23 protein-coding genes, 1 tRNA gene and 1 pseudogene are annotated in these 23,326 nt (G+C 70.2%); 6 read left to right on the top strand and 19 right to left on the bottom strand.

Going from position 1 to position 23,326, the window contains the following annotated elements; genetic code table 11:
- Positions 1–2: 2 nt before the first annotated feature.
- Positions 3–578: a dCTP deaminase gene (gene dcd / locus ABT360_RS05360; RefSeq protein ID WP_336323542.1), complete on the bottom strand. Its 576-nt coding sequence runs from the start codon at positions 576–578 to the stop codon at positions 3–5.
- 69 nt (positions 579–647) lie between these two features.
- Complete coding sequence (locus ABT360_RS05355) at positions 648–833, bottom strand: hypothetical protein (RefSeq protein WP_351811002.1); 186 nt, start codon at positions 831–833, stop codon at positions 648–650.
- A 228-nt stretch (positions 834–1,061) separates the two neighbouring features.
- Between ABT360_RS05355 and ABT360_RS05350 the strand changes: the two genes are divergently transcribed.
- Positions 1,062–1,135, top strand: a tRNA-Gly gene (locus ABT360_RS05350).
- Between the two features lie 91 nt (positions 1,136–1,226).
- Positions 1,227–1,478: pseudogene (locus tag ABT360_RS05345) on the top strand (transposase); the annotation flags it as partial.
- Positions 1,479–1,519: 41 nt separating this feature from the next.
- Here ABT360_RS05345 and ABT360_RS05340 read toward each other — a convergent pair.
- From ABT360_RS05340 to ABT360_RS05325, 4 genes are all read right to left on the bottom strand, one after another.
- A complete protein-coding gene (locus tag ABT360_RS05340; protein ID WP_351810999.1) occupies positions 1,520–2,143 on the bottom strand; it encodes a class F sortase in 624 nt (207 codons plus the stop codon).
- Positions 2,144–2,339: 196 nt separating this feature from the next.
- Entirely contained in the window at positions 2,340–3,026 is a 687-nt protein-coding gene (locus ABT360_RS05335) for a hypothetical protein (RefSeq protein WP_351810996.1), read from the bottom strand.
- A 525-nt stretch (positions 3,027–3,551) separates the two neighbouring features.
- Positions 3,552–3,968, bottom strand: a complete 417-nt coding sequence (locus tag ABT360_RS05330) for a hypothetical protein (RefSeq protein WP_351810994.1) — start codon at positions 3,966–3,968, stop codon at positions 3,552–3,554.
- 709 nt (positions 3,969–4,677) lie between these two features.
- Positions 4,678–5,007 (bottom strand): hypothetical protein, encoded by a 330-nt coding sequence (locus tag ABT360_RS05325; protein WP_351810991.1) that lies wholly within the window; start codon positions 5,005–5,007, stop codon positions 4,678–4,680.
- 164 nt (positions 5,008–5,171) lie between these two features.
- Between ABT360_RS05325 and ABT360_RS05320 the strand changes: the two genes are divergently transcribed.
- A complete protein-coding gene (locus ABT360_RS05320; protein ID WP_351810988.1) occupies positions 5,172–5,864 on the top strand; it encodes a CPBP family intramembrane glutamic endopeptidase in 693 nt (230 codons plus the stop codon).
- A gap of 512 nt (positions 5,865–6,376) precedes the next feature.
- On the opposite strand, the gene ABT360_RS05315 is transcribed toward ABT360_RS05320, so the two are convergent.
- The 3 genes from ABT360_RS05315 to ABT360_RS05305 form a co-directional block, all read right to left on the bottom strand.
- Entirely contained in the window at positions 6,377–7,429 is a 1,053-nt protein-coding gene (locus tag ABT360_RS05315) for an HTTM domain-containing protein (RefSeq protein ID WP_351810986.1), read from the bottom strand.
- Between the two features lie 82 nt (positions 7,430–7,511).
- The gene (locus ABT360_RS05310; RefSeq protein WP_351810983.1) at positions 7,512–8,246 is read right to left on the bottom strand and encodes a DUF5819 family protein; all 735 of its coding nucleotides are present in this window, start codon (positions 8,244–8,246) and stop codon (positions 7,512–7,514) included.
- 149 nt (positions 8,247–8,395) lie between these two features.
- Positions 8,396–9,736, bottom strand: coding sequence for an ice-binding family protein (locus ABT360_RS05305; RefSeq protein ID WP_351810980.1), 1,341 nt, complete (start codon positions 9,734–9,736; stop codon positions 8,396–8,398).
- Between the two features lie 496 nt (positions 9,737–10,232).
- Between ABT360_RS05305 and ABT360_RS05300 the strand changes: the two genes are divergently transcribed.
- Positions 10,233–11,066 carry a YhjD/YihY/BrkB family envelope integrity protein gene (locus tag ABT360_RS05300; protein ID WP_351810978.1) on the top strand — a complete coding sequence of 278 codons (834 nt, stop codon included), beginning with the start codon at positions 10,233–10,235 and terminating at the stop codon, positions 11,064–11,066.
- Between the two features lie 40 nt (positions 11,067–11,106).
- Here ABT360_RS05300 and ABT360_RS05295 read toward each other — a convergent pair whose 3' ends face one another.
- Positions 11,107–11,739, bottom strand: a complete 633-nt coding sequence (locus ABT360_RS05295) for a flavin reductase family protein (RefSeq protein ID WP_351810975.1) — start codon at positions 11,737–11,739, stop codon at positions 11,107–11,109.
- Between the two features lie 66 nt (positions 11,740–11,805).
- On the opposite strand from ABT360_RS05295, the gene ABT360_RS05290 reads away from it, so the two are divergent.
- On the top strand, positions 11,806–12,534 hold the full coding sequence (locus ABT360_RS05290; RefSeq protein WP_351810972.1) for a winged helix-turn-helix domain-containing protein: 729 nt from the start codon (positions 11,806–11,808) through the stop codon (positions 12,532–12,534).
- 354 nt (positions 12,535–12,888) lie between these two features.
- Here ABT360_RS05290 and ABT360_RS05285 read toward each other — a convergent pair whose 3' ends face one another.
- Both ABT360_RS05285 and ABT360_RS05280 read right to left on the bottom strand, forming a co-directional pair.
- A complete protein-coding gene (locus ABT360_RS05285; protein WP_351810969.1) occupies positions 12,889–13,926 on the bottom strand; it encodes a DMT family transporter in 1,038 nt (345 codons plus the stop codon).
- A complete protein-coding gene (locus tag ABT360_RS05280) occupies positions 13,923–14,192 on the bottom strand; it encodes a hypothetical protein (protein WP_351810966.1) in 270 nt (89 codons plus the stop codon). The genes ABT360_RS05285 and ABT360_RS05280 overlap by 4 nt, the downstream gene beginning before the upstream one ends.
- A gap of 21 nt (positions 14,193–14,213) precedes the next feature.
- Here ABT360_RS05280 and ABT360_RS05275 point away from each other — a divergent pair, with 21 nt between their 5' ends.
- Positions 14,214–14,951: a DUF2470 domain-containing protein gene (locus tag ABT360_RS05275; RefSeq protein ID WP_351810964.1), complete on the top strand. Its 738-nt coding sequence runs from the start codon at positions 14,214–14,216 to the stop codon at positions 14,949–14,951.
- 100 nt (positions 14,952–15,051) lie between these two features.
- Here the strand turns inward: ABT360_RS05275 and ABT360_RS05270 are convergent, their stop codons facing one another.
- The 7 genes from ABT360_RS05270 to ABT360_RS05240 all read right to left on the bottom strand — a co-directional run bounded on the left by ABT360_RS05270 (position 15,052) and on the right by ABT360_RS05240 (position 23,309).
- On the bottom strand, positions 15,052–16,302 hold the full coding sequence (locus ABT360_RS05270) for a cytochrome P450 family protein (RefSeq protein WP_351810961.1): 1,251 nt from the start codon (positions 16,300–16,302) through the stop codon (positions 15,052–15,054).
- Between the two features lie 573 nt (positions 16,303–16,875).
- Entirely contained in the window at positions 16,876–17,859 is a 984-nt protein-coding gene (locus tag ABT360_RS05265) for a hypothetical protein (protein ID WP_351810958.1), read from the bottom strand.
- Entirely contained in the window at positions 17,856–20,615 is a 2,760-nt protein-coding gene (locus ABT360_RS05260; RefSeq protein WP_351810955.1) for a hypothetical protein, read from the bottom strand. Before ABT360_RS05260 ends, ABT360_RS05265 begins: the two co-directional genes overlap by 4 nt.
- A complete protein-coding gene (locus ABT360_RS05255; RefSeq protein WP_351810952.1) occupies positions 20,612–21,037 on the bottom strand; it encodes a DUF6507 family protein in 426 nt (141 codons plus the stop codon). The genes ABT360_RS05260 and ABT360_RS05255 overlap by 4 nt, the downstream gene beginning before the upstream one ends.
- A 24-nt stretch (positions 21,038–21,061) precedes the next feature.
- The gene (locus tag ABT360_RS05250) at positions 21,062–21,376 is read right to left on the bottom strand and encodes a pore-forming ESAT-6 family protein (RefSeq protein ID WP_351810949.1); all 315 of its coding nucleotides are present in this window, start codon (positions 21,374–21,376) and stop codon (positions 21,062–21,064) included.
- A 42-nt stretch (positions 21,377–21,418) separates the two neighbouring features.
- Positions 21,419–21,751: a hypothetical protein gene (locus ABT360_RS05245; protein ID WP_084898432.1), complete on the bottom strand. Its 333-nt coding sequence runs from the start codon at positions 21,749–21,751 to the stop codon at positions 21,419–21,421.
- A gap of 136 nt (positions 21,752–21,887) precedes the next feature.
- Complete coding sequence (locus tag ABT360_RS05240; RefSeq protein ID WP_351810945.1) at positions 21,888–23,309, bottom strand: DUF6177 family protein; 1,422 nt, start codon at positions 23,307–23,309, stop codon at positions 21,888–21,890.
- Between the last annotated feature and the right edge of the window lie 17 nt (positions 23,310–23,326).

The raw sequence follows: 23,326 nt of genomic DNA, 5'->3' as shown, positions 1-23,326 counted from the left end.
GCTCACACCTGCGTCCGATGGAAGTTCTGGAAGGACCGCGAGGCGGTCGGCCCCCGCTGCCCCTGGTACCGCGAGCCGTACTTCTCGGAGCCGTACGGGTATTCCGCCGGCGAGCTGAGCCGGAACATGCACAGCTGCCCGATCTTCATGCCGGGCCAGAGCTTGATCGGCAGGGTGGCGAGGTTCGACAGCTCGAGCGTCACGTGCCCGGAGAAGCCGGGGTCGATGAACCCGGCGGTCGAGTGCGTCACCAGCCCGAGCCGTCCGAGGGAGCTCTTCCCCTCCAGCCGCGAGGCGAGGTCGTCGGGAAGGCTGATCACCTCGTACGTCGACGCGAGCACGAACTCGCCCGGGTGCAGGATGAACGCCTCGTCCCCCTCCGGCTCGACCAGCCGTGTGAGGTCCGCCTGCTCGACGGCCGGATCGATGTGGGGGTATCGGTGGTTCTCGAACACCCGGAAGTAGCGGTCCAGCCGCACGTCGATGCTCGAGGGCTGCACCATGGAGTCGTCGTACGGGTCGATACGTACCCGTCCGGCGTCGATCTCGGCCCGGATGTCCTTGTCTGAGAGAAGCACGCCCCGAGGATACGCAGAGCGCGCGGGCCCGCCCCAATCGGACAGCCCCCGCGCGCCTCCCACCACGTGCTACCGCCGCTGCAGCTCCACGGGCACGGCCACCGGCACGGCCTGCCGCAACCGCGCACACCGCGGACACCGCAGCAGCCTCCCGGGCCCGATCCGGCCGGCACCGAGGTGCTGCATCGGGAACGAAGCGGTACTGAACACGTGCCCCTCGGCACAGCGGACGACGGTGCGCTCCATGGAGTCCATCGAGTCCCTTCCCCAACGATGCGTGGACGAGAAAGCCACATTAGGGGATCAACAGGACACCACTCCACGCGGCACTCCGCCCCCACACCGTACGCCTCAACTCCCGCCACCCGCACCCGGATCCACCCCCCACACAGCACAAAGACCCCGCGGCGCGATACACCGGGGGCCTGCGTATGCGGTACAGTGAGCGACGGTACGGCACCGGTCCTCCGGTCCGTATATTACGCGGGTGTAGTTTAATGGTAGAACATGAGCTTCCCAAGCTCAGAGCGCGGGTTCGATTCCCGTCACCCGCTCCACGCAGAAGGCCCAGGTCATCGACCCGGGCCTTTCTTGTTGTCTGGACCACGCTAGGTGTCGCGCACCAGATCCGCACCAGATGGCCGTTCGGCATACGTCATCCCTCACCTGGGGAAATGGTTACGCGGCAGACGCATCGGCGTGCGCATCGCCCGCAAAGGCGTTGAGTCCAGCGAACGCCTGGGCCGCCGCAGGTGGGTAATCGAGCGGACCGTCTCCTGGCTGACCGGCTACCGCCGACTGAGCCCCCGATACGAAGGCCACCCCCGCACCTACCTCGCCTTTCTTGGCCTCGCCGCAGCCCTGTGCTGCTACAAGCGACTGGTCCGCCTCACCACATAGGACACCGTCTTAAGACAGCCTGTGACAGCTTCTGATGGCGATCATTGTTTCTTGGCGGCAGTGGTCTTGAGGTGGGCGAAGACCACGGTGTTCTCGGTGTACCGCTTCTTGCTGTGGTCGTAACTACCGCCGCAGGTGATCAGGCGCAGCTGGGCGTCGGGGGTGTCGGCGTAGACGCGGTCGTCGGGGAACTTGTCCTGTGGGAAGTTGTCGATGGCATCGACGACGAATGACGCGGTGGTGCCGTCTTTGCGGACGATGTTGATGTCGCTGCCCGGGGAGAGTGTGCTGAGGGAGGCGAAGACTGCGGGGGCGGTCGTGGTGTCGAGGTGGCCGGCGACGATTGCGGTGCCGCGCTCCCCCGGGGATGGGCCGGCGGCGAACCAGCCGACCAGGTTCGTTTCCTCCGGCGGTGGTGCGTCCAGCTGCCCGGAGGGACCGATGGCCAAATCGGTGAAAGGCGCGTCGACACCGATGCTGGGGATGAACAGACGCGTGGGCGCCGACCGCGGCAGCCACGGGCTTGCAGCCGTAACCCGGGTATCGGCCTTGGCTGCGGGCGTCGCGGGTTGACTCACCACGGGCGCCGGCGCGGACAGCGGAGGCGTGCTCGTCGGGCCGGTCCAGCTGAGCGCGACCACGGCCAGTGTCAGCGGCGTGAGCACGAGGGGAAGGAGCCGACGCGGCACACGGGCCCGCCACGAGGTTCCCGAGACGACCGGTGTATGAGACTTCATGGTGTAGCGCACCTCAGTGAGCAGATCTGGAGCACACAGAAGATCGGCCTGCGACAGCGGGCGACTGCGGCGCTTCCCAAAAGGGGAACCGCAGCCGCCCGCTGTGGGACGTAAGCTCATGGGGTCATGCTGCGTCGCCGCGCACAGCGCGGCGGCGCAGCATGTAGGCGCCGGCCCCAAGGCCGCCCAGGAGCACCATGCTCCCGGCCGCCGTCGAGCTGGAGGAGGTCAGACCGCCGCCGCCGGTGTGCATGCCACCCTTGGGCTTGTCGTGCTTGCGGTCCTCGTGCTTGTCCTTGTCCTTCTTGGACTCGTGGTCCTTCTTGTCCCAGTCGTCACCACCGACGGTGGCCAGCAGGCCGCCGCCGGCGTGCACGCCACCCTTGGGCTTGTCGTACTTGCCGCTCTCGTGCTTGTCGGCGTCCTTCTTGGACTCGTGGTCCTTCTTGTCCCAGTCGTCACCACCGACGGTGCCGAGCAGGCCGCCGCCGGCGTGCACGCCACCCTTGGGCTTGTCGTACTTGCCGCTCTCGTGCTTGTCGGCGTCCTTCTTGGACTCGTGGTCCTTCTTGTCCCAGTCGTCACCATGGACGGTGGCAAGCAAGCCGCCGCCGGCGTGCACGCCACCCTTGGGCTTGTCGTACTTGCGGTCCTCGTGCTTGTCCTTGTCCTTCTTGGACTCGTGGTCGCTGCTGTAGGAGCGGTCGTCCTTGTCCCAGTCGCCGGTGCTGGAGGCGTAGGCGCCGGGGGCCGCAATGGCAAGTGCAGCCGTGACGGTGGCTGCGGCGAGAAGAGTGCGAGCAGAGCGCATGAAGGGATCCTTCCGTCGCAGCCTGCGTCAGCTGACACACTGTCGGCTAGGAGTGACCGCAGCCGCGACGTGGCTACCGTCAGCCAGGTATGTGCGGCCCACCACTCGGGCTGGTATCCGGGTGAAGGTTTGTCCGGTGAACGGGTGAAGCACGGGCGTGTCTGCGCTGTCGCGGGCACAGGCAGTGAGCTGAGCCGTCCCATTCCCGGGTTGGCCGGCTACCGTGCCTGTGACCGACTGCGTCCGGGCGCCCTACGATCAAGCCATGAGCGCCCCGACTCTGGCGGAGGAACGTCTGACCTCGTCCAGCTTGTCGAGAACGGCAGCTGGGGCTGTCTGGAGGCCAAGGCCGGCGAGCTCGCCGGGGCGACGGTCGACCTTGAGGGAGTAGCCGCGCTGACGCGGGTCTGTGGCGCCGCTGATCCGGCGGTGGCCGTGGCCCAGGTGCTGGGTGAGCGGGTATGGACCGTACGGTCTGGGCGCTTCACTCGCCCGGGCGCGTGACCTTGAGGCTGCCGGTCGCGTTCAGCCGGTCGACACGTGCACGTGGTTCAAGCGCCCCACGCCGCAACCCGTGCAGTTGGCGGCCCTGCCCTGCCCTGCCCTGCTTCCCAGCCCGGCGGCGGGGCCGCAGCAATCCCCGGTCCACCCCTTGCGGGCCCGTGGCGAGAAGGCCCTGATGTCGGCGATCAGGGCCTTCGCCGTGCTCCCGTTCAGCGCCCCGGTCAGGGTGGCGGCGGGCGAGGATCGTGTCGTCCATTGCTCGTCGTCCTGGGCAGGAACGAGGCGCCCGTCGGTCCCCCACCGCCGGGCGTGTTCGGTGGAGATCGGCTCCAGGTCGGGACGCGGAACCGTTTCGCTGCAGCTTCGCTGCACGCCGATGCCTGGGTGAGCCGCATCGTCGTGGAGTTCAACGCCGCTGGAGGTGTCCGGATTACCCACGCCAGGCGACTTTCCGCCAGGCTGTGCGGGCGGTGTCGGCGTCCAGCAGTAGCGCATATTCCCGGAACGCCACGGCCATCACATCGTCGGGGTGGCCTGCTCGCCTTGCAGGGCGCGGTTGCGAGGCGGGCCGCTGGCACGCAAGCGTGATCCAGTCCCGCTGGTAGAGGTACACCCGCTTGAGAGGCACACCACGCTAGCGGCGGGGTCTGATGTGTAGGCGAGTATCCCCCTGGCGCCGTCCGCGCGCCTGCCCCGGCGGGGCCGGCCACCACGTGGTCCTCTCTTGGTAGCCGACCGCGGCTGGCCAGCCACAGTCGCCTGGACGGGCCACCACTTACGCGTCCGTGAGCGGGCGCACGAGACTCAGCGGCTGACAGCGGCATCCCCGTTCGATTGCCCGAGTGAATCGCTCTCGCAGACCCAGTGCCCCAAGCCTGCTTGCCGCGCAAGACCTCTCTGCACCGCACCCCTCTGAGCGATCCGTGCCACTACGTGCCATTCGTAGCGGCAAACAGCGGTCACAACGGGCGCCGTCCACCACCAGCAGGCAGCACGTCCCCGCAGTGTTTTCGCAGGTCAGTGGTTTGCAGGGCGATCGAATGCCGGTTGATTCCCAAGCTCAGAGCGCGGGTTCGATTCCCGTCACCCGCTCCACGCGAAAGCCCCAGGTCAGAGGCCCGGGGCTTTGTTGTTGTCTTGGCCCGACTCAGGTGCCACGCAGCACCTCCGCACCACCTGCTCCCTCTTTCCGACGGTCGTGGTCGGAGCGCCGGTAGATCAGCGTGGCCTTTTCGGTGGACTGGCCCGCCCGCACCATCGTGCCCTTGAGCGTGGCACCCGAGCGGGTCGAGAGAGTGCGTCCGCCGTGACGGAGATCGCAGAAGCGGAAGTTCTCCGGCTTTCCGACCTCGCCTCGGTCCCTCCGCCGCTTCCTGCCGAAGCTGGCCGGCGGTACGGCGCCCTTTTCTCCCCCCACGAAGAGCAGCCCGTCCGGGCCCTCCCCCGCGTACCAGTCGAGGTGTCGCTGGAGATCCACCGAGGGAACTCCGGCAGGATGACGATGCACTTGCCCGCCCCTGACCCGGCTCCAGCACGGGGACCCGCGACCTTGCGGACGCCCGAGCATCCCGGAAGGCGGTGCTTCGTGAAACGGCGCGTTGCGGCCCGCTCGTCGCGAACGTCGGCGATCCTTGTGCGGCCATGTGGATGCTGCTCCTGGCCGTCGTGGTAATCGCGGCCGCGAACGCGCTCAACGACGCGCTCACGCCCGGTTGGTACGTGCCGGTCTGTGCGGTCGCGGCCGTGCTGCTTGTGCTGATCGCCCGCCGGTCCGGCCTCACTTGGGACGATCTGGGGCTCGGCAGGGCCTCTGCCCGCCGCGGTATGCGCTGGGGCCTGGTCCTGGCCGGAGCCGTTCTCGTGGTCTATCTGGTGGGCTTGGCCCTGCCGTTCACCCGGGAGGCATTCCAGGACGAGCGGGCTGCGAGCTTGTCTCCCGAAGAGCTGGTGTACCGCGTGCTGGTCCGCGTACCGCTCGGCACGGTGCTGCTTGAGGAGATCGCATTCCGCGGCGTCTTGTGGGCCATGGTTCGGCGACGGTGGGGGCCTGTATGGGCCACCGTCGTTTCCTCGGTGCTCTTCGGGCTCTGGCACGTACAGCCGTCACGCGGGCTCACGCGCGCGAACGCGGCGGCCCAAGCGGTCTTCGGAGCCGGTCAAGTCGGCGTCGCCCTCTCCGTGACAGCAGCGGTCGTCGGCACCGCCTTCGCCGGTGTGCTCTTCTGCGAGCTCCGTCGCCGCTCCGGCAGCCTCATCCCACCCGTGGCGCTGCACTGCGCCCTCAACAGTGCGGGCTACGCGCTCGCATGGGCGGCGAGTCGCTGGTGGGCCTGATGGGCGCACGTCGGTGTCGTCAACGGCGCACTGGTGATCGCAGGACTGCGAGGGCTGCGTGATGCCCGCTCCGGTCCGGTCCAAGGCCTCGGTGGCTGTGTCAGTTTCTGGGGGCCGCTTCACGGTGACTTCGGGATCCGTTTTGCAGACCCGGCATGACCAATGTCAGATCGGGAACAGCGCAACTGGATCACCGCGACGGCGGACGGCTGGGGCAGGCACAGCGGCCCGGACAGGACCACCGCGCTGTTCTTCAACCATTGCCGAGCGAACCGCTGTCAGAGAGCCAGCCCCGCTGGGCACGCCTCTCGCGACAGACGCCCCATGCAGCGCCCCTCCGGGTCGGCGGCCCGTGCTCGGTGACTCGGCGTGGTCGGTCTGTGCGGGCCGGTCGAGCCCGGCGGTGACTTCCCTGGCTCTCGTGGTGGGAGTGCTGGTGGGTCAGCGCGGCCTGCTCGGTGGACCGGCCCGGGTGTGGTCGGTGTGACGAAGGTCGCGGCGCCGAACGGTCCTCAGCCGACCGGTCCTGGTTGCACTGGTACGAGTCCCTTTTCCGGCCCGGGTGATGCTGGCCTTTCGCCGGCGCCGGTGCGGTGGAACGGACGGCGGCAGAGCAGCCCTAGAGAGTGGTAGAAGCGGTCCGGCAGGAAGACCGCGTCCGCGACGATCATCGCGGCGGAGAAGAGCGGCAGGCCCATGAGCACCGCGATGCCCACGTGCATGGTCAGCAGCATTCCCAGGACGGGGTACTTGAGCCGGCCGAAGAGGACGAAGGGGAAGGCGACCTGCAGCAGGACCGTCAGGTAGCAGGCGGCGGCAATCACGGCCTGGTGGTCGTCGACCATCTGGGAGAGCGCGGGCCAGGGCTGGAACAGGTGGAGGTTCAGAGCGTAGTGGAGGGCGGTCCCATTGCCCCAGGTGCCGCCCTGCACCTTGTACAGGCCCGCCGAGCCGTAGAGGAAGCAGACCTCCGCGGCGATGACGAACATGCCGCAGTTGTGCAGGACGGTGACCACGGTCAGGCGGGCGTCGCGGAGATGACGCCGGAGCCGGCCCCCGACCGTCAGTGGAGGGCGTGTCTCTCCCCCGGCGGCTGAGCGAAGCCGGGCCCTGCGGGCGTCGAGGGACCAACGCCGACCGCAGGCGGTGAACACGAGGTAGACGGCCATGAGCAGGATGAGATTGTCCCCGCCGTCCGTCATGAAGATCGACCTGGCGTGGAATGACGCCACCACGACGGCGAACAGCACGGACACCGCTCTGGTCCGCCAGCCCAGCAGGAACAACGCGGACGTGACGACGGCCACCGCGTAGCAGAGCTCGAAGTACGCGCGGCTGTCGGACAGGGTGAGGATGCTTGCCCATCCCGTCTGGTCGAACAGTTGCCTCGCCAGCGCGGGAGTCCACGGCGACCCGGGCCCCCAGATCTCGTCACGGTGCGGAAACTCGCGTAGGAGGAAGACGAGGTAGAGCAGGCCGTAGCCGATGCGCAGTACTGCCGCCGCGTACAGGGAGATCGGCCGCTCGATCAGGAGGGTGAAGAAAGCAGCGACGCGGTCGAGCATTCGCTGCGTCGCTGTGCGTGTACTTGCTCGCTCGGTGTCGCACTTCGACGGCGTGGGTGCCGTGGTCTGGGTTGGGGTCGGCTCAGTCGGTGCCATGCGGGGCCACCTTCCACCAGGGCAGGTAACGGGTGTCTACGGGTGTGGGCGCGGCTGTGGCCGGGCGGTTGACGCCCGCCGGGGCCGGGGCGCCGACGGGCAGCGTGATGACCCGCAGTTGGAGGGAGTGGAAGGAGCCGCCGCGCTGGTCGGCGACGCGTTCCGCCGCGATGTTGCGAAGGTACTGCTGGAACATCACAGCCCGCTCCGAACGCGGCTGGTCGTCACCCCCGAGCGTTTCGAGGTAAGAACTCCAGGCCCGGCGCAGCATGTTCTGCGACGTATGGCTCGGGAAGGGGTTGTGCTCGATCGCGGAGTTGTCCACACCGCTCAGATCGAACCAGCTGCTCACCTGCGCGGTGCCGTCCGGAGCGGTCCGCATGGTCCTCACCGAGATCTGCCGATTGACCGACTCCGGGTCCGGGGCGAAGAGTCGCCAGTTCTGCTCGAACAGCGGATAGACCCACGCATTGATCTGCCGACTGTACTGCTGCGAAATGGCGTTCGCCGGCGCCACATGCAGAAAGACCAGCAGCACATGAATGAGCGTGACCGCCAGGCACAGGACTACGGTGACTCCTGTGGCCGCGTTCAGCGAGCGGCGCGGCGGCCCTGAACCACCATGAGATTCAGGGAGAGCACCGCTGCGGCCTCTGTCGGCCGAACCTGCGGCGGAGTGCTCCGATTCCTTTGCTTCCGCTTGTTCGACACCGCTCAGCACGGCCCCACCCGGCCTTCCCATCCCGCTGTTCATTTCCACTTCTTCCGGTTCCGCGCGTGGCGCGCGGTGGAGTCGATCGACCGTCCACCGCGCGCCACGCATCTCACTCGCGCAGGCGGGCGACTGACTGCTCAGCCCGCCGCAAGGAACTACCTGCTTGTGTGACCGCCGTGCTCACCGGACTTGCCGTGCTGTCCGTCCTCGGCGTCGCCGTAGCCGCCGGGCTTACCGGGCTTGCCGTCGTGGCCGGGCTTGCCAGGCTTGCTGGGCTTGCCAGGCTTGTCGTGGTCGTGGTCGTGGTCGTGGTCATGGCCAGGCTTACCCGGCTTGCCCGGCTTACCCGGCTTACCCGGCGGCTTGGGGCCGCTTCCGCCCGTGACGCCGCCCGTGACACCGCCGGTCGTCGCGCCCGTGGCGCCGCCCACGGTGCCGCCGGTGGCGCCCGCGGTGGTACCACCGGTCACTCCACCGACCACTCCACCGCCACCGGTGCCGCCCGTCGTCACGCCGCCGAGCCCCCCACCAACACCGCCCGTGGCACCGCCGGTCGTAGGTGCCCCGTTCGTGGCGCCCGTGACTCCGCCGTTCGTGGTGGCCCCGTTGGTTCCGGCCGTGGTACCGCCGTTCGTGGTGGTCCCATTCGTTCCGGCCGTGGTACCGCCGTTCGTGGTGGCCCCATTCGTTCCGGCCGTGGTACCGCCGTTCGTGGTGGCCCCATTCGTTCCGGCCGTGGTACCGCCGTTCGTGGTGGCGTCGGCGCAGTCCGGTCGCGTGATCGTGTTGGTGTCCAGTGTCACGGAGCCGTTACGGGCCAGTGCGCGGCCGACGACGTCCGCCTCCGTGGTGGCGGTGATCGACGTCATAGCCATGATGGTGCCGACGAAGTCGGAGTCCGTACCGAGGGTGGCCGAGCTGCCGATCTGCCAGAACACGTTGCACGGCGAGGCGCCGTTGATGAGGCTCACGTTGCTGGCCGAAGCCGTCGTCAGGCCCGAACCGACCTGGAACACCCAGATGGCGTCGGGGTTGTCCTGGCCGTCCAGGGTGAGCGTGCCCGTGAGACCGAGGGTGGACGAGGCCGTGTAGACGCCCGGAACCAGCGTCAGGCCGCCCGCGTCCGGAGGGAGAGCGGCGTCCGAGGCCTGTCCGGCCGCGTTGTTGTAGGCCGCGACCAGGTCGCTCTTGGCTTGGGCGGCCACGGCGTCAGCCGAGTGGAAGGTTCCGTTCACCAGTCCCGGCGGGAATCCGGAAATGGCCGTCCCCGGATGCACCCCGACATCGCCGGTGATGACCGTAGGTCCGGTGTTGGTGACCGACTCGCCGGCGAGAACGGCGAAACTGTCGGCGGTGCCCAGTGGTACGGGCTGCGCAATGGCGTTCGCCCGCGTCGGCGTCACCGCCACGACGACAGCGGCGATCACCATGGCGAGCAGCGCCGCCATCCAGGCCGATGTTCTGCGCCAGTGAGGCGCGGCAGAGGTATTCAGCATCATCGAGAAGCCAGCTCCTGAGGGATGGTGGCGCGATCAGCGAATGCCGGATGTCCGGAATCGCCCATTTCCGACGGCTGGCATATTACGCAGACATCTTGCTCATGTACGTTCCATAAGGGCGATTTCAGCGGAGCCCACCATATGCATCATGGAATATATGAATATTCGGCCGAACGGTCAGGAACGCCGGGAACAGGGCTAGCCGGGAAGCGGAGCCTGAGGCGCACGGCACACGGCGCAGGCACAGTGCGGTGGCTTGAGGTCCCTCGGCGTCCTTTGCGCGACAGGGACGCCTTGTCGGTGCCCGCCGGTGGGCGGCGCCCGTTCCCTGGAGGGGCACGGCTCACCGCTGAGGGGCCGGCCGTGGCACAGGTGCCCGCCGGCCGCCGAGCCCGGCGGCCCGTTGCCCGTTGCCCGTTGCCTTCAGGACACCCGGGATCCTCTGCGTTGCGCCCTCGCGCGGTGAGGGTGCCGGCCGTGGTAGTCGACAAGCATGCCGACGAAGCCTTCCCGCGAACCAGGCCATCCGTCCCGTCCCAGGCGGCTGCGCCGCGTACTCGGTGATTCAGCGGCCGGACGGGTGTGGCGGCGGAGCCGCGGCCTCGAACTGGGGCAGCGTTCCCTGGGGTTCGCGGCGCTCGGGCTGCTCACGCTGGTGCCGCTCCTGATCATCGTGTCCTCGGCCGATCCTGAGCGCGGACGGGGGTTCGGGCAGTGGCTGGCCGACGGGCTCGGCGTCTCGGCGGCGTCCCGAGGAGAGGTGGAGCGGCTGTTCACACCGCCCAGTCAGGCCCTGCGGACCACAACGGCATTCGGCATCGCCGCCCTCGCCGTCTTCGGCCTGACCTTCGCGGCGGTGGTTCAGGCCGGGTACGAGAAGGTCTGGGACCTGCCCCAGACCCGCTGGTGGGCCAGGTGGCGGCACGTCGTGTGGCTCGGCGCACTGACCGGTTACCTCTTCTTCTCGGCGACCACCACGCTGCGCTGGGAGTCCCCTGTCGGCGCCATCGTGGCGTTGCTGAGCTCTGCCGTGTTCTTCTGGTGGTCGCAGCGCATGCTGCTCGGCGGGCGGGTCGCTTGGCGGGGCTTGCTGCCCGGCGCGGTGGCCACCGCGATCGGGCTGCTCGGCCTCAGAGTCTTCTCCCAGCTCGTCTTCTCCCCTCTGATCGCCTCCAGTACGGTCACGTACGGCGCCATCGGAACCGTCCTGGTGCTTCAGTCATGGCTCGTCGGTGTGGGCGTCGTCGTCTTCGGCGGCGCGCTGCTCGGCCGCCTGATCCACGAGAAACTCCCGCGCGTGGCCCGTGCGCTGAAACGGCGAGGGTGAGAGGGCCCGGTCGACGGCGGTTCGCGTCGTACCCGGCCCGTCATCGCGCGGTGGGTGTCTCCGAGGTGAAGCAGTGGCCGAGTTCGGGCCCAAGGCCTTGATAGTGGCGGAAGTTGAAGATGAGCGGGCTCCAGAGGGTGGGGTCGATGTGCTGGGTGCCCGGTACGACGATGCGCCGGTCGGCGTGGACGCGTACGACCGCGCACTCCACGATCAGGAAGTGGCCCTCCGCGTCCGGTGAGCTGCGCCGGACGCGGGCCTCGAGCTGGAGCGGGCACTCGGCGACGCGCGGAGGGCCCACCGTCCCGGACGGTACGGGCGTGAGGCCCGCCGCGGCGAACTTGTCGGGCTCGTAGCGGTAGCCGCGGGCCAGCTTGGCGGCGGGCACGCGGGCTGCTCCGGTGAGCGGGGCGAGCCGTTCCACCGCTTCCCAGAGGCCGGGCGACGGAAGGTTGATCACCAATTCCGGCCGGGCGGCCAGGTTGGCCGCGGTCCGGCTGTCGGCGCCCAGGCCGAGCACCACGGTCTGCCCGAGCGCCCAGGCGGAGGAGACCGGGGCCAGGTTGGCCGAGCCGTCCTCGTTGCCGGTGGTCAACAGGGCGACGGAAGTACCGAAATAGAGGATGCTCGGGGTTATCGCGGTGTGCGACGCCTCGTGTGTCACTGTCGTCATGGACCGGAACCCTAAGATCCCAACCCTTCGTCGGCGGCCGAACTGTCGCCGGGCGAGACTGTTCGGGTGACCAGCTTCGACGGAACCTTCGCGGACGGCCCCGACCTCGCCGCGTTCGCGGGGCTGCTGGCGGACCGTACTCGCGCCGCGTTCTGTCTGGCGTTGCTCGACGGCCGCGCCTGGACCGCCTCGGAGCTGGCCCGCACGGCGGGTGTCGCACAGTCCACCGCCAGTGCGCACCTCGACCGGCTGGTGCGGGGCGGCATCCTGGCCGAGGAGCGGCGTGGCCGGAACCGGCTGCTGCGACTCGCGAGCGCGGACACCGCCGAAATGATCGAGAACCTGGCTGCCCGGGCCCCGTCCCGGCCGGTCCCGGTGCGCTCGCTGACCGATTCCCACCGCCGCCGCGCCCTGGCTCACGCCCGGATCTGTTACGACCATCTCGCGGGCGCGCTGGCCGTGGCGATCACCGAGGCGATGACCGGACTCGGGCTGCTGGCGTGGGACTACGGACCGGCCCTGACCGCGGCGGGCCGGGACTGGCTGTGCGAGCTCGGTATCGCCGACGACCGCCCGGACAGCTCCTGGCGACCCCATGTCCGTACGTGCCTGGACTGGACGGAGCAGCGCCCCCACCTGGCCGGCGCGGTGGGCGCGGCGCTCTTCCGGCACGCCCTGGACTCATCCTGGCTGGTGCACCGGAGCCCGAACCGGACGGTCACGGTGACCGATGCGGGCCAGGCCGCGCTGCGCGCGCGGTTCGGCCTCACCGGTGATGTGCTCGCCCGCGGCTGAGCCCTGACCGTTCCTCGGCAACGACCAGGCGGGTGCCGATCGCGGCGTTGGCGGGGCCGGCGGCCACCGCGTTCCGTACGTCGGTCTCCCGAGCGGCCAGGGGGACGTGGGCGGGCTGTCGCAGGCGGGCCCCGGGTGGCGGGCGGTGATCTCGGTGGTGGTGGCGACACCGTCGAGGACCGGCATCCGCAGGTCGACAGGGCGACATCGGGCTCGTACCGGCCGGCGAGATCGAGGGCGCCCACGGAGAGCGGGGCGCCGGTATGACCGAACGGCCAGGGTCTTTCGTTTGGATCAGGCTGGATCAGGGAGTGGCGAGGCGTCACGAGCCCAGCAGGGTCCGAACGAGAGGCCCTAGGGGCGGCCGGCCGATTCCAGTCCGGGGTGAGTGCCGTCCGGCCCGGCCGGCTCGACGGCTGACGGCCGCGGCGCGCCGGTGTCCGACGACCGGGGCGGGCGCACGGCGGACGGCTCGGCAGCGGCTGTCGGCTCCGCCTCCGGGTCCGCGGCCGTGCGGCCCCAGGCCGTGCCCGCCAGGATGAGCACCACGCCGAACAGGCCCGGCCAGCCCGGCCGGTCACCGGCCAGGGCGATGCCCACCACGGCGGCCCACACCGGTTCCGTACCGAGCAGCAGGCTGACCCGGGAGGGCGAGGTGCGGCGTACCGCCCACATCTGGACGAAGAAGGCGAACAGCGTGCAGAAGGCCGACAGGTAGAGCAGCCACGCCCAGTCGCCTGCCCCGAAGTCCGCGGCGGCGGCCCACGGGGTGGCTCCCGTCCCGGGGGCGGCGCACAGCAGGGCGAACACCACCACCGAGCTGCCCAGCTGAACGGTCGTCAGCGACATGGCGTCCGCGCCCCGCACCGACCGCATCCGCGACATCGCGAGGACGTGCACCGTACGGGCGACGGCGGCGCCCAGCATCAGCAGATCGCCCACCGACGGCTCGCTGAAGCCCGCCCCCTGCGTCAGCAGCACCACACCGAGCACGGAGAGCCCCGCCGCGGCGACGAACGAGCGCGGCAGGCGCGTACCGCACATCCGGCTCTCCGCGATCGGTGTGAAGATCATGGTGAGGCTGATGATGAGTCCGGCGTTGGTCGCCGAGGTGTGGACGACTCCGTACGTCTCCAGCAGGAAGATCGCGGCGAGGATCAGCCCGAGGACGCCCGCCCCGCGTATCTGCGCACCGCTGAGCGCGCGCAGCCTGCGCCACCCGGTGACCACCAGCACGGGCAGCACGACGGCGAACCGCAGCACCAGGACGGCCAGGACGGTCTGGCTGGTGGTGACGCCCTTCGCGGCCAGGTAACTGGAGCCCCAGACCACCGCGACCAGCAGTACGGGCAGATCGGTCAGCCAGGCACGGCGGGCCGCGGTGACGGTCATGGGGCTCCTCGGACGCGCAGGGTGCGGCGGTCGTCGCCCAGCAGCAGGTCGCCGGGCTCGGACAGCGTAGTGGCCGGCAGGTGCTCGCCCTCGTCCGTGGAGGCGGCGCTCGCTTCACGTTCCAGCTGGTGATGCCGGTCGATCAGCGTGGTCAGGGGGGAGCGGTACGCCGTCGGCAGCGACGGGCCCGGCCATGTCCGCTTCCGGAAGCGAGCGGAGTCGTCGTACCGCTGGCGGGAGCCGCGCCACTCAGATAAGTTAGGCAAGCCTAACCTAAGGAGTGAGTGATGAGCAGTCTCACCGATGCCCGCCCACCCGAGCCGTCCGGCGCGGAACGGGTCCGGTCCGTGCTGGCCGCCGCGCGGTCTCTGACGGTGACGACGGACGGGTACCGCTGCGACCTGGCCGGCGCGCACACCCTCGACGGCCGGGCCCGGCTGACGTTGCGCCTGCCGGCCGACTGCCACCTCGCCGCAGCCGTGGCCTGCGCTCCCCGGGGCGACCTCGCCGCCATGCTGCAGTTCACCGATGTGGCGCCGACCGCCGTACGGGACCGGGTACGCGCCAAGGTCACGCTCTCCGGGTGGCTGACCCAGGACGGCGAGGAAACCGGGGCGGGCCGTGTCGAGCTGCGTCTGGACCCGGTGCGCGCCACCCTCGACACGGGGGACGGCGCCGTCGGCGTCGGTCTGGACGAACTCGTCCTCGCCGAGGCGGATCCGCTGGCGGGCCACGAGGCGGGGCTGCTCCTGCACCTCACCGACGACCACCCCGACGCGGTGGCCCGGCTCGCGCGGCTGGTGGAGCCGCGGTACCTGCACGGCGTCCGGCGCGTGGTGCCCGTGGGCCTCGACCGGTACGGGCTCACCCTGCGGCTCGAACACGCCCGCGCCCACGCCGACATACGGCTGCCGTTCACCGTCCCGCTGCGGGAGGCCGCCGAGTTCGGGGACCGGATCCAGGCGCTGCTGGCCGCCGCCCAGGCCTGCCCCCGTCGGCGCCGCAGCCTGTACACCCGGCCGTGACGCGGGACGCGGCGCCCCCGCCACCGGGCCCCGGCCCCCCTCCCGGACGGCGGGACCAGGTCGCGGCGATCATCCGCGCCGCCCCGCTCGCCGCCGCCCTCTACACACCACCGCCGAGGCGTACCGGCAGTGAACGATGCCCGTTGGAGATGAACGACTCCACGGGCAGCAGCTCCTCCAGCGGTGCGGCCAGTGCCATGTCCGGGAACCGCTCGAACAGCGCGGGCAGCGCGATACGGGCCTCCATGCGGCCGAGCGGGGCACCCAGGCAGTAGTGGACGCCGTGACCGAAGGCCAGGTGCTCCTTGTCGGCACGGGTGACGTCGAAGCGGTCGGCGTCCTTCCCGTACCGCTCGGGATCGCGGCCCGCGGCGGCGTACGCGACCAGGATCGCTTCGCCCTTGCGGATGACCACCTCGTCGAGGGCGATGTCATCGAGCACGATGTCATCGACCGCGTACCGCAGCGGCAGACTGGCGACCGGCGCGTCCGACCGCAGCGTCTCCTCGATCACGTCGTCCCACGAGGCGCGTCCCGCCCGTACGTGCGCGAGCTGTTCGGGGTGGGTCAGCAGGGCGTGGATGGCGTTGTCGATGAGGTTGACCGTGGTCTCGTGACCGGCGCCGATCATGAGCACCAGGGTGCCGAGCAGTTCCTCCTCGCTCAGCCGGGTGCCGCCCTCGTCGTCACGCGCCGCGATGAGGCCACTGGTCATGTCGTCACCCGGGGCCTGCCGTTTGGCGGCGACCAGTTCGCCCATGACGGCGTAGAGCCTGGTGTACGTGGCGGTGACCTCGTCCGGGTCGGCGGAGGTGTGGAAGATGCTGTCGACGATGGACCGCAGGTCCTCCCGCTTCTCCTCGGGGAGGCCGAACAGCTCGCTGATCACCTGGATCGGGAGGGGGTACGCGTACATCTCCCGCAGGTCCACGACGTCGCCGCGCCGCCCCGCCTCGGCGATCCGGTCCAGCAGGTCCGCGGTGATCTCCTCCACGCGCGGCCGCAGGGCGGCGGTCCGGCGCGCGGTGAACGCCTTGGCGACCAGCGTGCGGAGGCGCTTGTGCTCACCCCCGTACGCGGTGAACATGTTCTGCACCGCGACCCAGGTGAACAGGGGCCACTGAGGGGAGATCTCCCCGTTGATCCAGGCCGGCCAGTGCCGCCGAGGGTCCTTGGAGACCCGGGGATCGGTGAGCAGCCGCTTCAACAACTCGGGGCTGCTGACCGCCCACGCCTCGACCCCGCCGGGGAGTTCGACGCGCGCGAGGGGCCCTCGCTCACGTAAGCGGGCCGCTTCTCCGTGGATGTCGCGGCCGGTCGGGTCGATCACCAAGCGGTCCTGATCGCGCATCAGCGCCTCCTGCAATTCGCGTGCCGGTAGGGCGCCTCACGCTACGCGCGGTACGACTCCGGAACGAGACCGCGTCGTCCCCGCCACAACTCGCCCGGCACGGTCGACCGTTCCCACACCTCGCTGGACGCCGAGTGGGTGCAGCTGTACCACTCCAGCGCCCCGGCCGGCGACTCGCCGCCGCCGGTACGGTGCCGTCATGGCCGACATCCACGAGCTCGCGATAGCGCTCGCTGGACCTACGGGACGACCTCACCGACGACGAGGCCGCCGAACTCCGCCGGCACCTCGGCCTCGGGCCGCGACCGGAGACGGCGCCGCCCCGGGGGCTGGGCCCTCACCGCGCGCCAGGAGATCCACCCCGACCGGTTCGGCGAGGTCGGCGAACTGCTCGCCTGGCCGGCGGCCAGGACCACCGACGCACACCGCCGGTGCGAGGGCGCCGTCCACATCGGCTGGACCCGGTTCTACGAGGCCGACCAGCCCAATCCGCTGGTGGTCCGGAACGGCGGAACCGTGTGGCCGGAGCAGGGGCGGGCGCCTCGGAAGCTCGCCCCTGACGCGTCGACGCCGTCAGTCACCACTCGCCAGTTCGCGCAGCGCCACCAGGTCGCACGTGCGTGGACTGTCGCCCTCCGAGAGGTCCGCCAGTTCGGCGAGGGCCTGGAGGGGTGACAGATCGCGGGCGTACGCGGAACGCAGACGGTCCAGCCACATGAGCCCGGTCTTGTACCCCTCCTCGCCGGCATCGTCCCGGGGCTCGAAACTCGCGGCGTTCTCGACGTCGGAGGCCCAGAGATAGCCGAGCACCCCGTGCTCACCTCGCACGGGAACGTAACGCACTTCGCCGTCTGCAGAGCGCTTGTACGCCGCCTCGAATTCGGGCGCGTGGTGGAATACGCGGTTTCGGTAGGGGACCTCGAAACTCGACCAGACATCGGAGGCGCTGCCATCGCTTCCGAAGAAGTTCTCGACGCCTGTCTCCGTCGGCTTACCGAAGTACGTCGGGTCTTCCGGATCCGTCTCCGTGCCGAGCGCCTCCGCGAGATCACGCAGGCCGGCCGACAGCCGTGGCGCGTTCGCCTGGTGCACGCCGGGCTGTGCGCGGCCCTTCAGGTCGTAGGCCATCCAGCCGTCGGAGAACGTCACCAGTTCGACGGTGACGAAGTCGGCGAACGCGGAAGCGCCCAGCAGGAACAGGTTCTCCTGGTGGTGTTCCCCCGCTGGGCCCGCGACCAGGCCGACGCAGTCCACGGAGGCGTCCACGGAGCCGATCTCGCCGGGGCGCAGCGCGGCCCTGACCTCCTGAGCGAAGCGCTCAAGGGCCTCACCGGGATGCTGTCCTGCGGAGAGTGCGAGGTCGCCCCGGAACAGCTGGACGTTGGACTTGCCCGATTCGGACACCGACAGTCGCACCTTCGTCTCGCCAATGGCGAGTCGGTGAGCGGCCAGGACGGAGTGCGCGACGAGCAGGTCACGCAGGCAGCGAACCAGCGCGTCCGCCGAATCGTCCTCGCCGCCCCACGTCCAGCGGGCGACCGGTGTACTGGCGATCACAGCGTTCCCTCCGGCATGAACTTGCCGTCACGCGGCACAAAGATGATTCCGTCCGGCGTACGAATGACGAACTGCACGTTCTTCCCCTCGTACCCCTTCTGGAGTCGCCCGATCTGGGTTGCCATGTCGCTCTTCGCAACCTTGGTGTCGACCACGAATGTCTGCACATCCGCGTGGGAGTCCGTGAGCTGACCGATGTTCTTGAACATCTTGTCGACGACTTTGCTCGGGTTCGTTGTGGAGTCTACTCCGGTCATGTCCTTGAACTGCCAGCCGTGCACATTGCCGTTCGCGTCCCGCGCCATCACATCCAGGTCCGTCTTCACCTCGGTGAAAACGCCGGGCTTGATCTCATGGCCGCCTTGCTTGACCTCGAACGAAATGTCGGTGAGTCCGCTTTCGTGCAGCCGGTTGGCCAGACGGATCTGCTCAAGGCTGCCGGGAACCTCGCTCGGCCTCGACAGATTGGACACCACTGTCGAGAAGCCGTAGGAATCCTTGTAGCGGCCCGAAGCGATCGTTTCGGCGATCTCCTTGCCGGCCGGATGTCCGGCCAGGGTCTTCAGGATCGCGTCGACGTCACCGGGCTTGACCTTCGTGCCACGGAGCTGGTCCCGGATCTGTTGTTCCGTCTCACCGCCGCGCTCGAAGGGACCGGAGTCCTCCGTGGGCCGGGCCCAGCTCGGATCCTCGGGCCCGTTGGGTCCGTCCGGTCCGTCCGTTCCATCCGGTCCATCCGGTCCGTTGCCGCCGGGGCCGTCCCCACCCGGCCCGTTGCCGCCGGGACCGTCCCCATGGCCGCCGCCGGCGGGGGTTTCGTCACCACCACCACCGGTCGGGCCGTCACCATGGCCACCGGGCACGTGATCGGCGCCGCCCGTCGGCGTGTTGTCCAGGCTGTTGGTGGGCAGTTGGTCGCCCGCGCCGCCGCCCGGGAGGTTGTCGCCGGCCTGGCCGGTGGGCAGGTTGTCGGCGAGGCCGCCCGGGGTGTTGTCCGCGAGGCCGCCCGGGGTGTCCGGGACGTGGGTGGGGAGGTCGTCGCCGACGCGGCCCACGTCGCCCAGGTTGGTGTCCAGGCTGTTGCCCAGGTGGATGGCGGTGTTGTCGCCCGCGTGGACGGCCGCGCCCGCCATGGCCGGGACCTTGGCCGGGGTGTCGACGCGGGGATTGTCCGCGCCCGTGGTGGGGGCGGCGTCGGGGTCGGTGCCCCGGTCGACCACGTCCGGGGGCGCGTCCTCGGCGCTGCTGACGACGTTGCCGTTCTCGTCGAGGATGTTGCCCTCGCCGTCCAGGTAGCGGGCCGGGTCGCCCTCGCGGACGGGGAGGGGGTTCGCGTCCGGGGGCAGGGTCGGGGTGTCCTTGGGGAGGGCGACCGTGCCCTCCTGGAGGGGCACCGAGCCCGCCGGGGCCGGGACGTCGTCCGGGAGCTTGACCACGCCGTCGCCGAGGTCGACCGCGCCCGGCGGTACCGGGGCGCCCTCCGGGAGGCGGACCGCGTCGCGGGGGACCTCGATGGCGCCGGGGGGCACGGGGGTGCCGTCCGGGAGGTGGATCGTGCCGTCGGGGCGCATCAGGGAGCCCTCGGGGAGCACGACCGTGCCTTCGGGGATGGGCGGCAGGTCGATGTTGCCCATGCCCTTGAGACCGGTCATCACGTCACCGATCTTCGTGATGCCCGCGCCGGCGCCCTTGAAGAGGTACGTCGTCGGGTCGATCGCCCGGCCGGCCTTGCCCGCGAAGGAGATCGCCCGGGCCGCCGCGCCCGCCTTGCCCGCACCCGACACCGCGCCACCCGCGCCGCCGGTGAAGACGGTGGTCAGCACGTTGAAGGTGACCGCGCCGGCCGCGCGGGCCGGGTTGGAGCCCCACTGGTCCCAGGCGACCAGCGCCTTGCCGGTCTCCTTCATGGCCGTACGGGAGTCCCTGATCCAGCCGGGCAGGTCCTTGTCGTCGGCCATCCAGTACGCCGCGCCCAGCGGGCTGGCGGTGATGACCAGACCCGTGGCCAGCAGGCCCAGGCCCTTCCACGCCTGCCCGGCCGCGTCCCAGCCCTGGAAGCCGACCAGGGTGCCCAGGCCCTTGATCGTGCCCCACACGCCGTCGACGACGATGCCCTTGCCGAAGTCGTAGGCGTGCTCCCACACCTGCCACCACGGCGTCGACTCCTCCACCGCGTCGCCCCACGGCAGGCTCTTGGCCTGCTTGAGGGCCTCGGCGTCGTAGCCGTACATGCCCTCGCCGTTGGAACCGTCGTTGACCTTGAGCGCCTTGCCGCCGACCAGCGCGACGATCTTCGCGTGGGCGGCACGCTCGGCGGCCTGGAACTGGGTCCACACCTCGGCGATCTCGTTGCGGCGGTTGTTGTTCTCCTCGACCAGGTCGCCGTCCTCGCGCCACTTGTCGTCCTCGGCGATCTTCTGCCGGAAGGCGACGGCGTCCTGGCGCAGGTCGTCCAGCTTCTGCTTCAGGGGGCGGATGTCACTGGCGTACGTACCCAGCGCACCCGCGATGGTGCACATGTCCGAGCTGATGGTGAGCGCCTTGTCCTTGACCGGCTGCGTCGTGGCGAACAGCTGGTCGGCCTCGGGGGCCTTGTAGAAGGCGCTCAGGCCGCCGAAGGAGCTGTGGACGTCACCGGCGGCGGTGGCGATCTTGCCACCGGCGCCGGACAGCGCCTTCACCTTCTCGTCGAGCAGTTCCAGATCGCCGGTGAAGACCGGTACTTCGGCAGGGTTGACCGGCTGGTTCTCGCTCACTTCTTCCCCCCGAGCTCCTTCAGCAGGTCCAGCCGCACCTGCCGGGCCGCGTCCTGGGCCTCCTTGGCCTGGTCGAGGTCACCCTCGACGTACTCGTTGGTCGCCGTGGCCGCGCCGATGACCGCTGCCTGGATACGTTTCGCCATGGGCTCGAAGTGCGTCTTCTGCCGGGCGGTCATGTACTCGGCCAGCGCCGCGCCCACCGGGCCCGTCGCCTTCTGCGTCAGCGGCGCGCCGGAGGCCGTCGGCCCCTGCAACGGAATGTTCGCGGCCGAACCCGGCACCGCCGTACCCGCCGCCTGAGCGGCCTGCTGCATGTCCGTGACCAGGGCGTTCAGGGCCTTCTCCAAGTCCCCGGCATGCGTGCCGACGACCTTCAGCTGACCCTGCACCCCCTGGGGCTGGATGTCCCACGCCGTCATGAAAAACGCTCCCCCGTACCCGCGTCAGCCGATGTTGTCGACCGCGGCCTTCGCGCGTTGCAGCGTCGCTTGCGCGGTCGCGTCGTTCTTCTCCAGCGTCGTCTTCAGCAGCTGGATGATGTTGCGGACCTCCTGCGAGGCCGCGTTCCAGCGCAGCTCCTTGCCGTGGTACTCGTCCGCGACGCCATCGGCCGCGAAGTCCGTCATCGCGGCCTTCACCTGCGCGTCACGCGCGGAGATCACCTGCTCCAGACGAGCGATCACCGCCTGGATGTTCATCTGCGCCTCGGACGAGGCACCCGTGTCGTACGCACGACGGTCGCCACCCGCAGCAGCCATCAGCAATCAACTCCCCGTGTACGGATCGGTGTACGGATCGGTCTAGCGGCCCGAGAAACGCGCCGCGTCGAAGTTCGCCGACGACATCTGCGTCCGCGCGTTGTCACCCTGCTCCTGGTCACCGGAGCCGAATGCCGACTCCATGCCCGACTGGCCGCCCAGGATGGCCGCCAGCGAACCGTTCAGCGCCGCCGTGATCTCGTCCGAGCGCGACTTGAACGAGTCGAACGCCACCTTGCCCGAGCCGTGGAACTTGCCCTCCAGCGGCGCCGCTGCCTGCACCAGCTGCCGGATCAACAGGCCGAGGTCGTTGCTCGAACCCTGCGACTGGGACATCAGGGTGGAAAGGACCTGTGCCCCCATATCGAACTTCATCGGGCTACCCCCGCTGCGATGGACGATCGTATGGATCGAATGTACGGCTACATGCCTACCAACTCATGCGTCGCTCCTGCAATCAGCAATCACCGGCTTTGACCGCTCTGTGACGAACGCATGACATCGGAGGAGATCACTCCCCTTTCAGGTGCCGCACCAGCCGCTCGAAGTCCTGCCACCCCGACAGATCGGACGGGTCGCCGGGCAGCGGGTAGTACAACGCGGGGCGGGCTTTCGGGCCCAGTTGCACGGGCGCCTCGGTCAGCGGTGTGTTCCGCGCACGGTCACCGGGCATGGCGCGGACCTCCTCCGCACCGAGCACGAAGGCCAGCGGCACTCCCGGCCCCTCGAAGCGCGGCGGCACCGCCAGGTCACGACGCGCTTTGCGAAGTTGTACGAGCATCGACTGCAGGTGGTGCCGGGTGGCCAGCGCCTCGGCCGCCTTCGGCACGGCGTCCACCAAAGGCTCCTCGTCCGGCCCGTAGCCGAACGCCAGCGTGACCTCCTCCTCCACGCCCGCCTTCGTACGGCTGACGCGTACGGTGGCGAGCCCCGGCCGTTCCGGGCTGCCGACCACGACCACCCACGTCGGCTCGGGCGCCCGCTCGCGCGCCACCTCCGTCAACCGGCGCAGCGACCACGGCAGGTTGGCGGGCTCCGCCGTGCCCCACCCGGCCGGCGCCTCGCCGGTCAGCTCACGCCACACCGCCTCCAGCGCGCCGCCCAGCACCAGCCGGTCGTCCGCCGGGTGGACCGTGCGGAACGTCACGGCCAACTGCCGCTCGCCGGTGTCCTCGACGCCCTCCTGGTACGAGGCGGCCACCCGCGCGCGCAGCTCCTCCTCCGTGGAGCCGGGCCCCGCGACCGGGAAGAACATCCCTTCCTGCCACGCCAGCACCGCCCCGGACAGCCCGTCGTAGTAGCCGTCCCGCTCGTCCTGCACGACCCACCGCGACGGCCGGCCGGACAGGGAGTCCCGTACCGCCGGGGACAGCGTGGTGCCGGCCGGGCTGACGATCTGGAGCCCGAGCCCGCCCTCGGCCGCCGCCCGGAACGCGTCCGCCAGCCATGCCGTCATGGCCACCACCGGACGGTCCTGGATGACGACGGCCACCTTGTCGGTGAGGACGTCCACGGCGGGCTGCGCGGCGGCCTGCGGCGGCGCGACGCCCACCCCGTCCGACGCCACCACGGCCAGCGACCGCGCGGCCTCCGGCGGCCAGGCCGAGCCGCCCGTCAGCGACGCCAGCCGGGCCGCGAAGGTGCCCGCCAGCCGCTCCGCCTCCGCCACCCCGGTGGTGGCGCGGGCCTCGGTCCACCAGAACGGCACGGGTGGCGGCGTCGCCCCCAGCAGCCGCTCGGCCTCACCCGCCACCTGCACCAGCAGCGGCGCCTCGACGGAGACGAGCGGCCGGCCCTCCTCGTCGCAGAGCTGTACGACGGCGTCCTCGCCGGCCGTCCTCACCAGCTTGTCGGGGCCGCCGGAGAGCAGGCCGGCGAGCACGGTCCACGGGTCGGGCATGCGCTCGGTGAGGGCGATGACGTCCTTGGTCATGGGTCGTCCGGTCCTTA

The sequence above is a fragment of the Streptomyces sp. NPDC000229 genome (assembly GCF_040300825.1).
GTDB lineage: Bacteria > Actinomycetota > Actinomycetes > Streptomycetales > Streptomycetaceae > Streptomyces.
This window is presented reverse-complemented; position numbering and strand designations above follow the sequence as displayed.

What these genes read in the sequence shown, in the direction of transcription:
- ABT360_RS05275 (WP_351810964.1), top strand. Translation starts at nt 14,214, where the DNA reads ATGAGCAGTCTCACCGATGCCCGCCCACCCGAGCCGTCCGGCGCGGAA.
- ABT360_RS05300 (WP_351810978.1), top strand. Translation starts at nt 10,233, where the DNA reads ATGCCGACGAAGCCTTCCCGCGAACCAGGCCATCCGTCCCGTCCCAGG.
- ABT360_RS05315 (WP_351810986.1), bottom strand. Translation starts at nt 7,429, where the DNA reads ATGCTCGACCGCGTCGCTGCTTTCTTCACCCTCCTGATCGAGCGGCCG.
- ABT360_RS05305 (WP_351810980.1), bottom strand. Translation starts at nt 9,736, where the DNA reads ATGCTGAATACCTCTGCCGCGCCTCACTGGCGCAGAACATCGGCCTGG.
- ABT360_RS05245 (WP_084898432.1), bottom strand. Translation starts at nt 21,751, where the DNA reads ATGAAGTTCGATATGGGGGCACAGGTCCTTTCCACCCTGATGTCCCAG.
- ABT360_RS05320 (WP_351810988.1), top strand. Translation starts at nt 5,172, where the DNA reads ATGTGGATGCTGCTCCTGGCCGTCGTGGTAATCGCGGCCGCGAACGCG.
- ABT360_RS05240 (WP_351810945.1), bottom strand. Translation starts at nt 23,309, where the DNA reads ATGACCAAGGACGTCATCGCCCTCACCGAGCGCATGCCCGACCCGTGG.
- ABT360_RS05355 (WP_351811002.1), bottom strand. Translation starts at nt 833, where the DNA reads ATGGACTCCATGGAGCGCACCGTCGTCCGCTGTGCCGAGGGGCACGTG.
- ABT360_RS05285 (WP_351810969.1), bottom strand. Translation starts at nt 13,926, where the DNA reads ATGACCGTCACCGCGGCCCGCCGTGCCTGGCTGACCGATCTGCCCGTA.
- ABT360_RS05295 (WP_351810975.1), bottom strand. Translation starts at nt 11,739, where the DNA reads ATGACGACAGTGACACACGAGGCGTCGCACACCGCGATAACCCCGAGC.
- ABT360_RS05255 (WP_351810952.1), bottom strand. Translation starts at nt 21,037, where the DNA reads ATGACGGCGTGGGACATCCAGCCCCAGGGGGTGCAGGGTCAGCTGAAG.
- ABT360_RS05250 (WP_351810949.1), bottom strand. Translation starts at nt 21,376, where the DNA reads ATGGCTGCTGCGGGTGGCGACCGTCGTGCGTACGACACGGGTGCCTCG.
- ABT360_RS05270 (WP_351810961.1), bottom strand. Translation starts at nt 16,302, where the DNA reads ATGCGCGATCAGGACCGCTTGGTGATCGACCCGACCGGCCGCGACATC.
- ABT360_RS05335 (WP_351810996.1), bottom strand. Translation starts at nt 3,026, where the DNA reads ATGCGCTCTGCTCGCACTCTTCTCGCCGCAGCCACCGTCACGGCTGCA.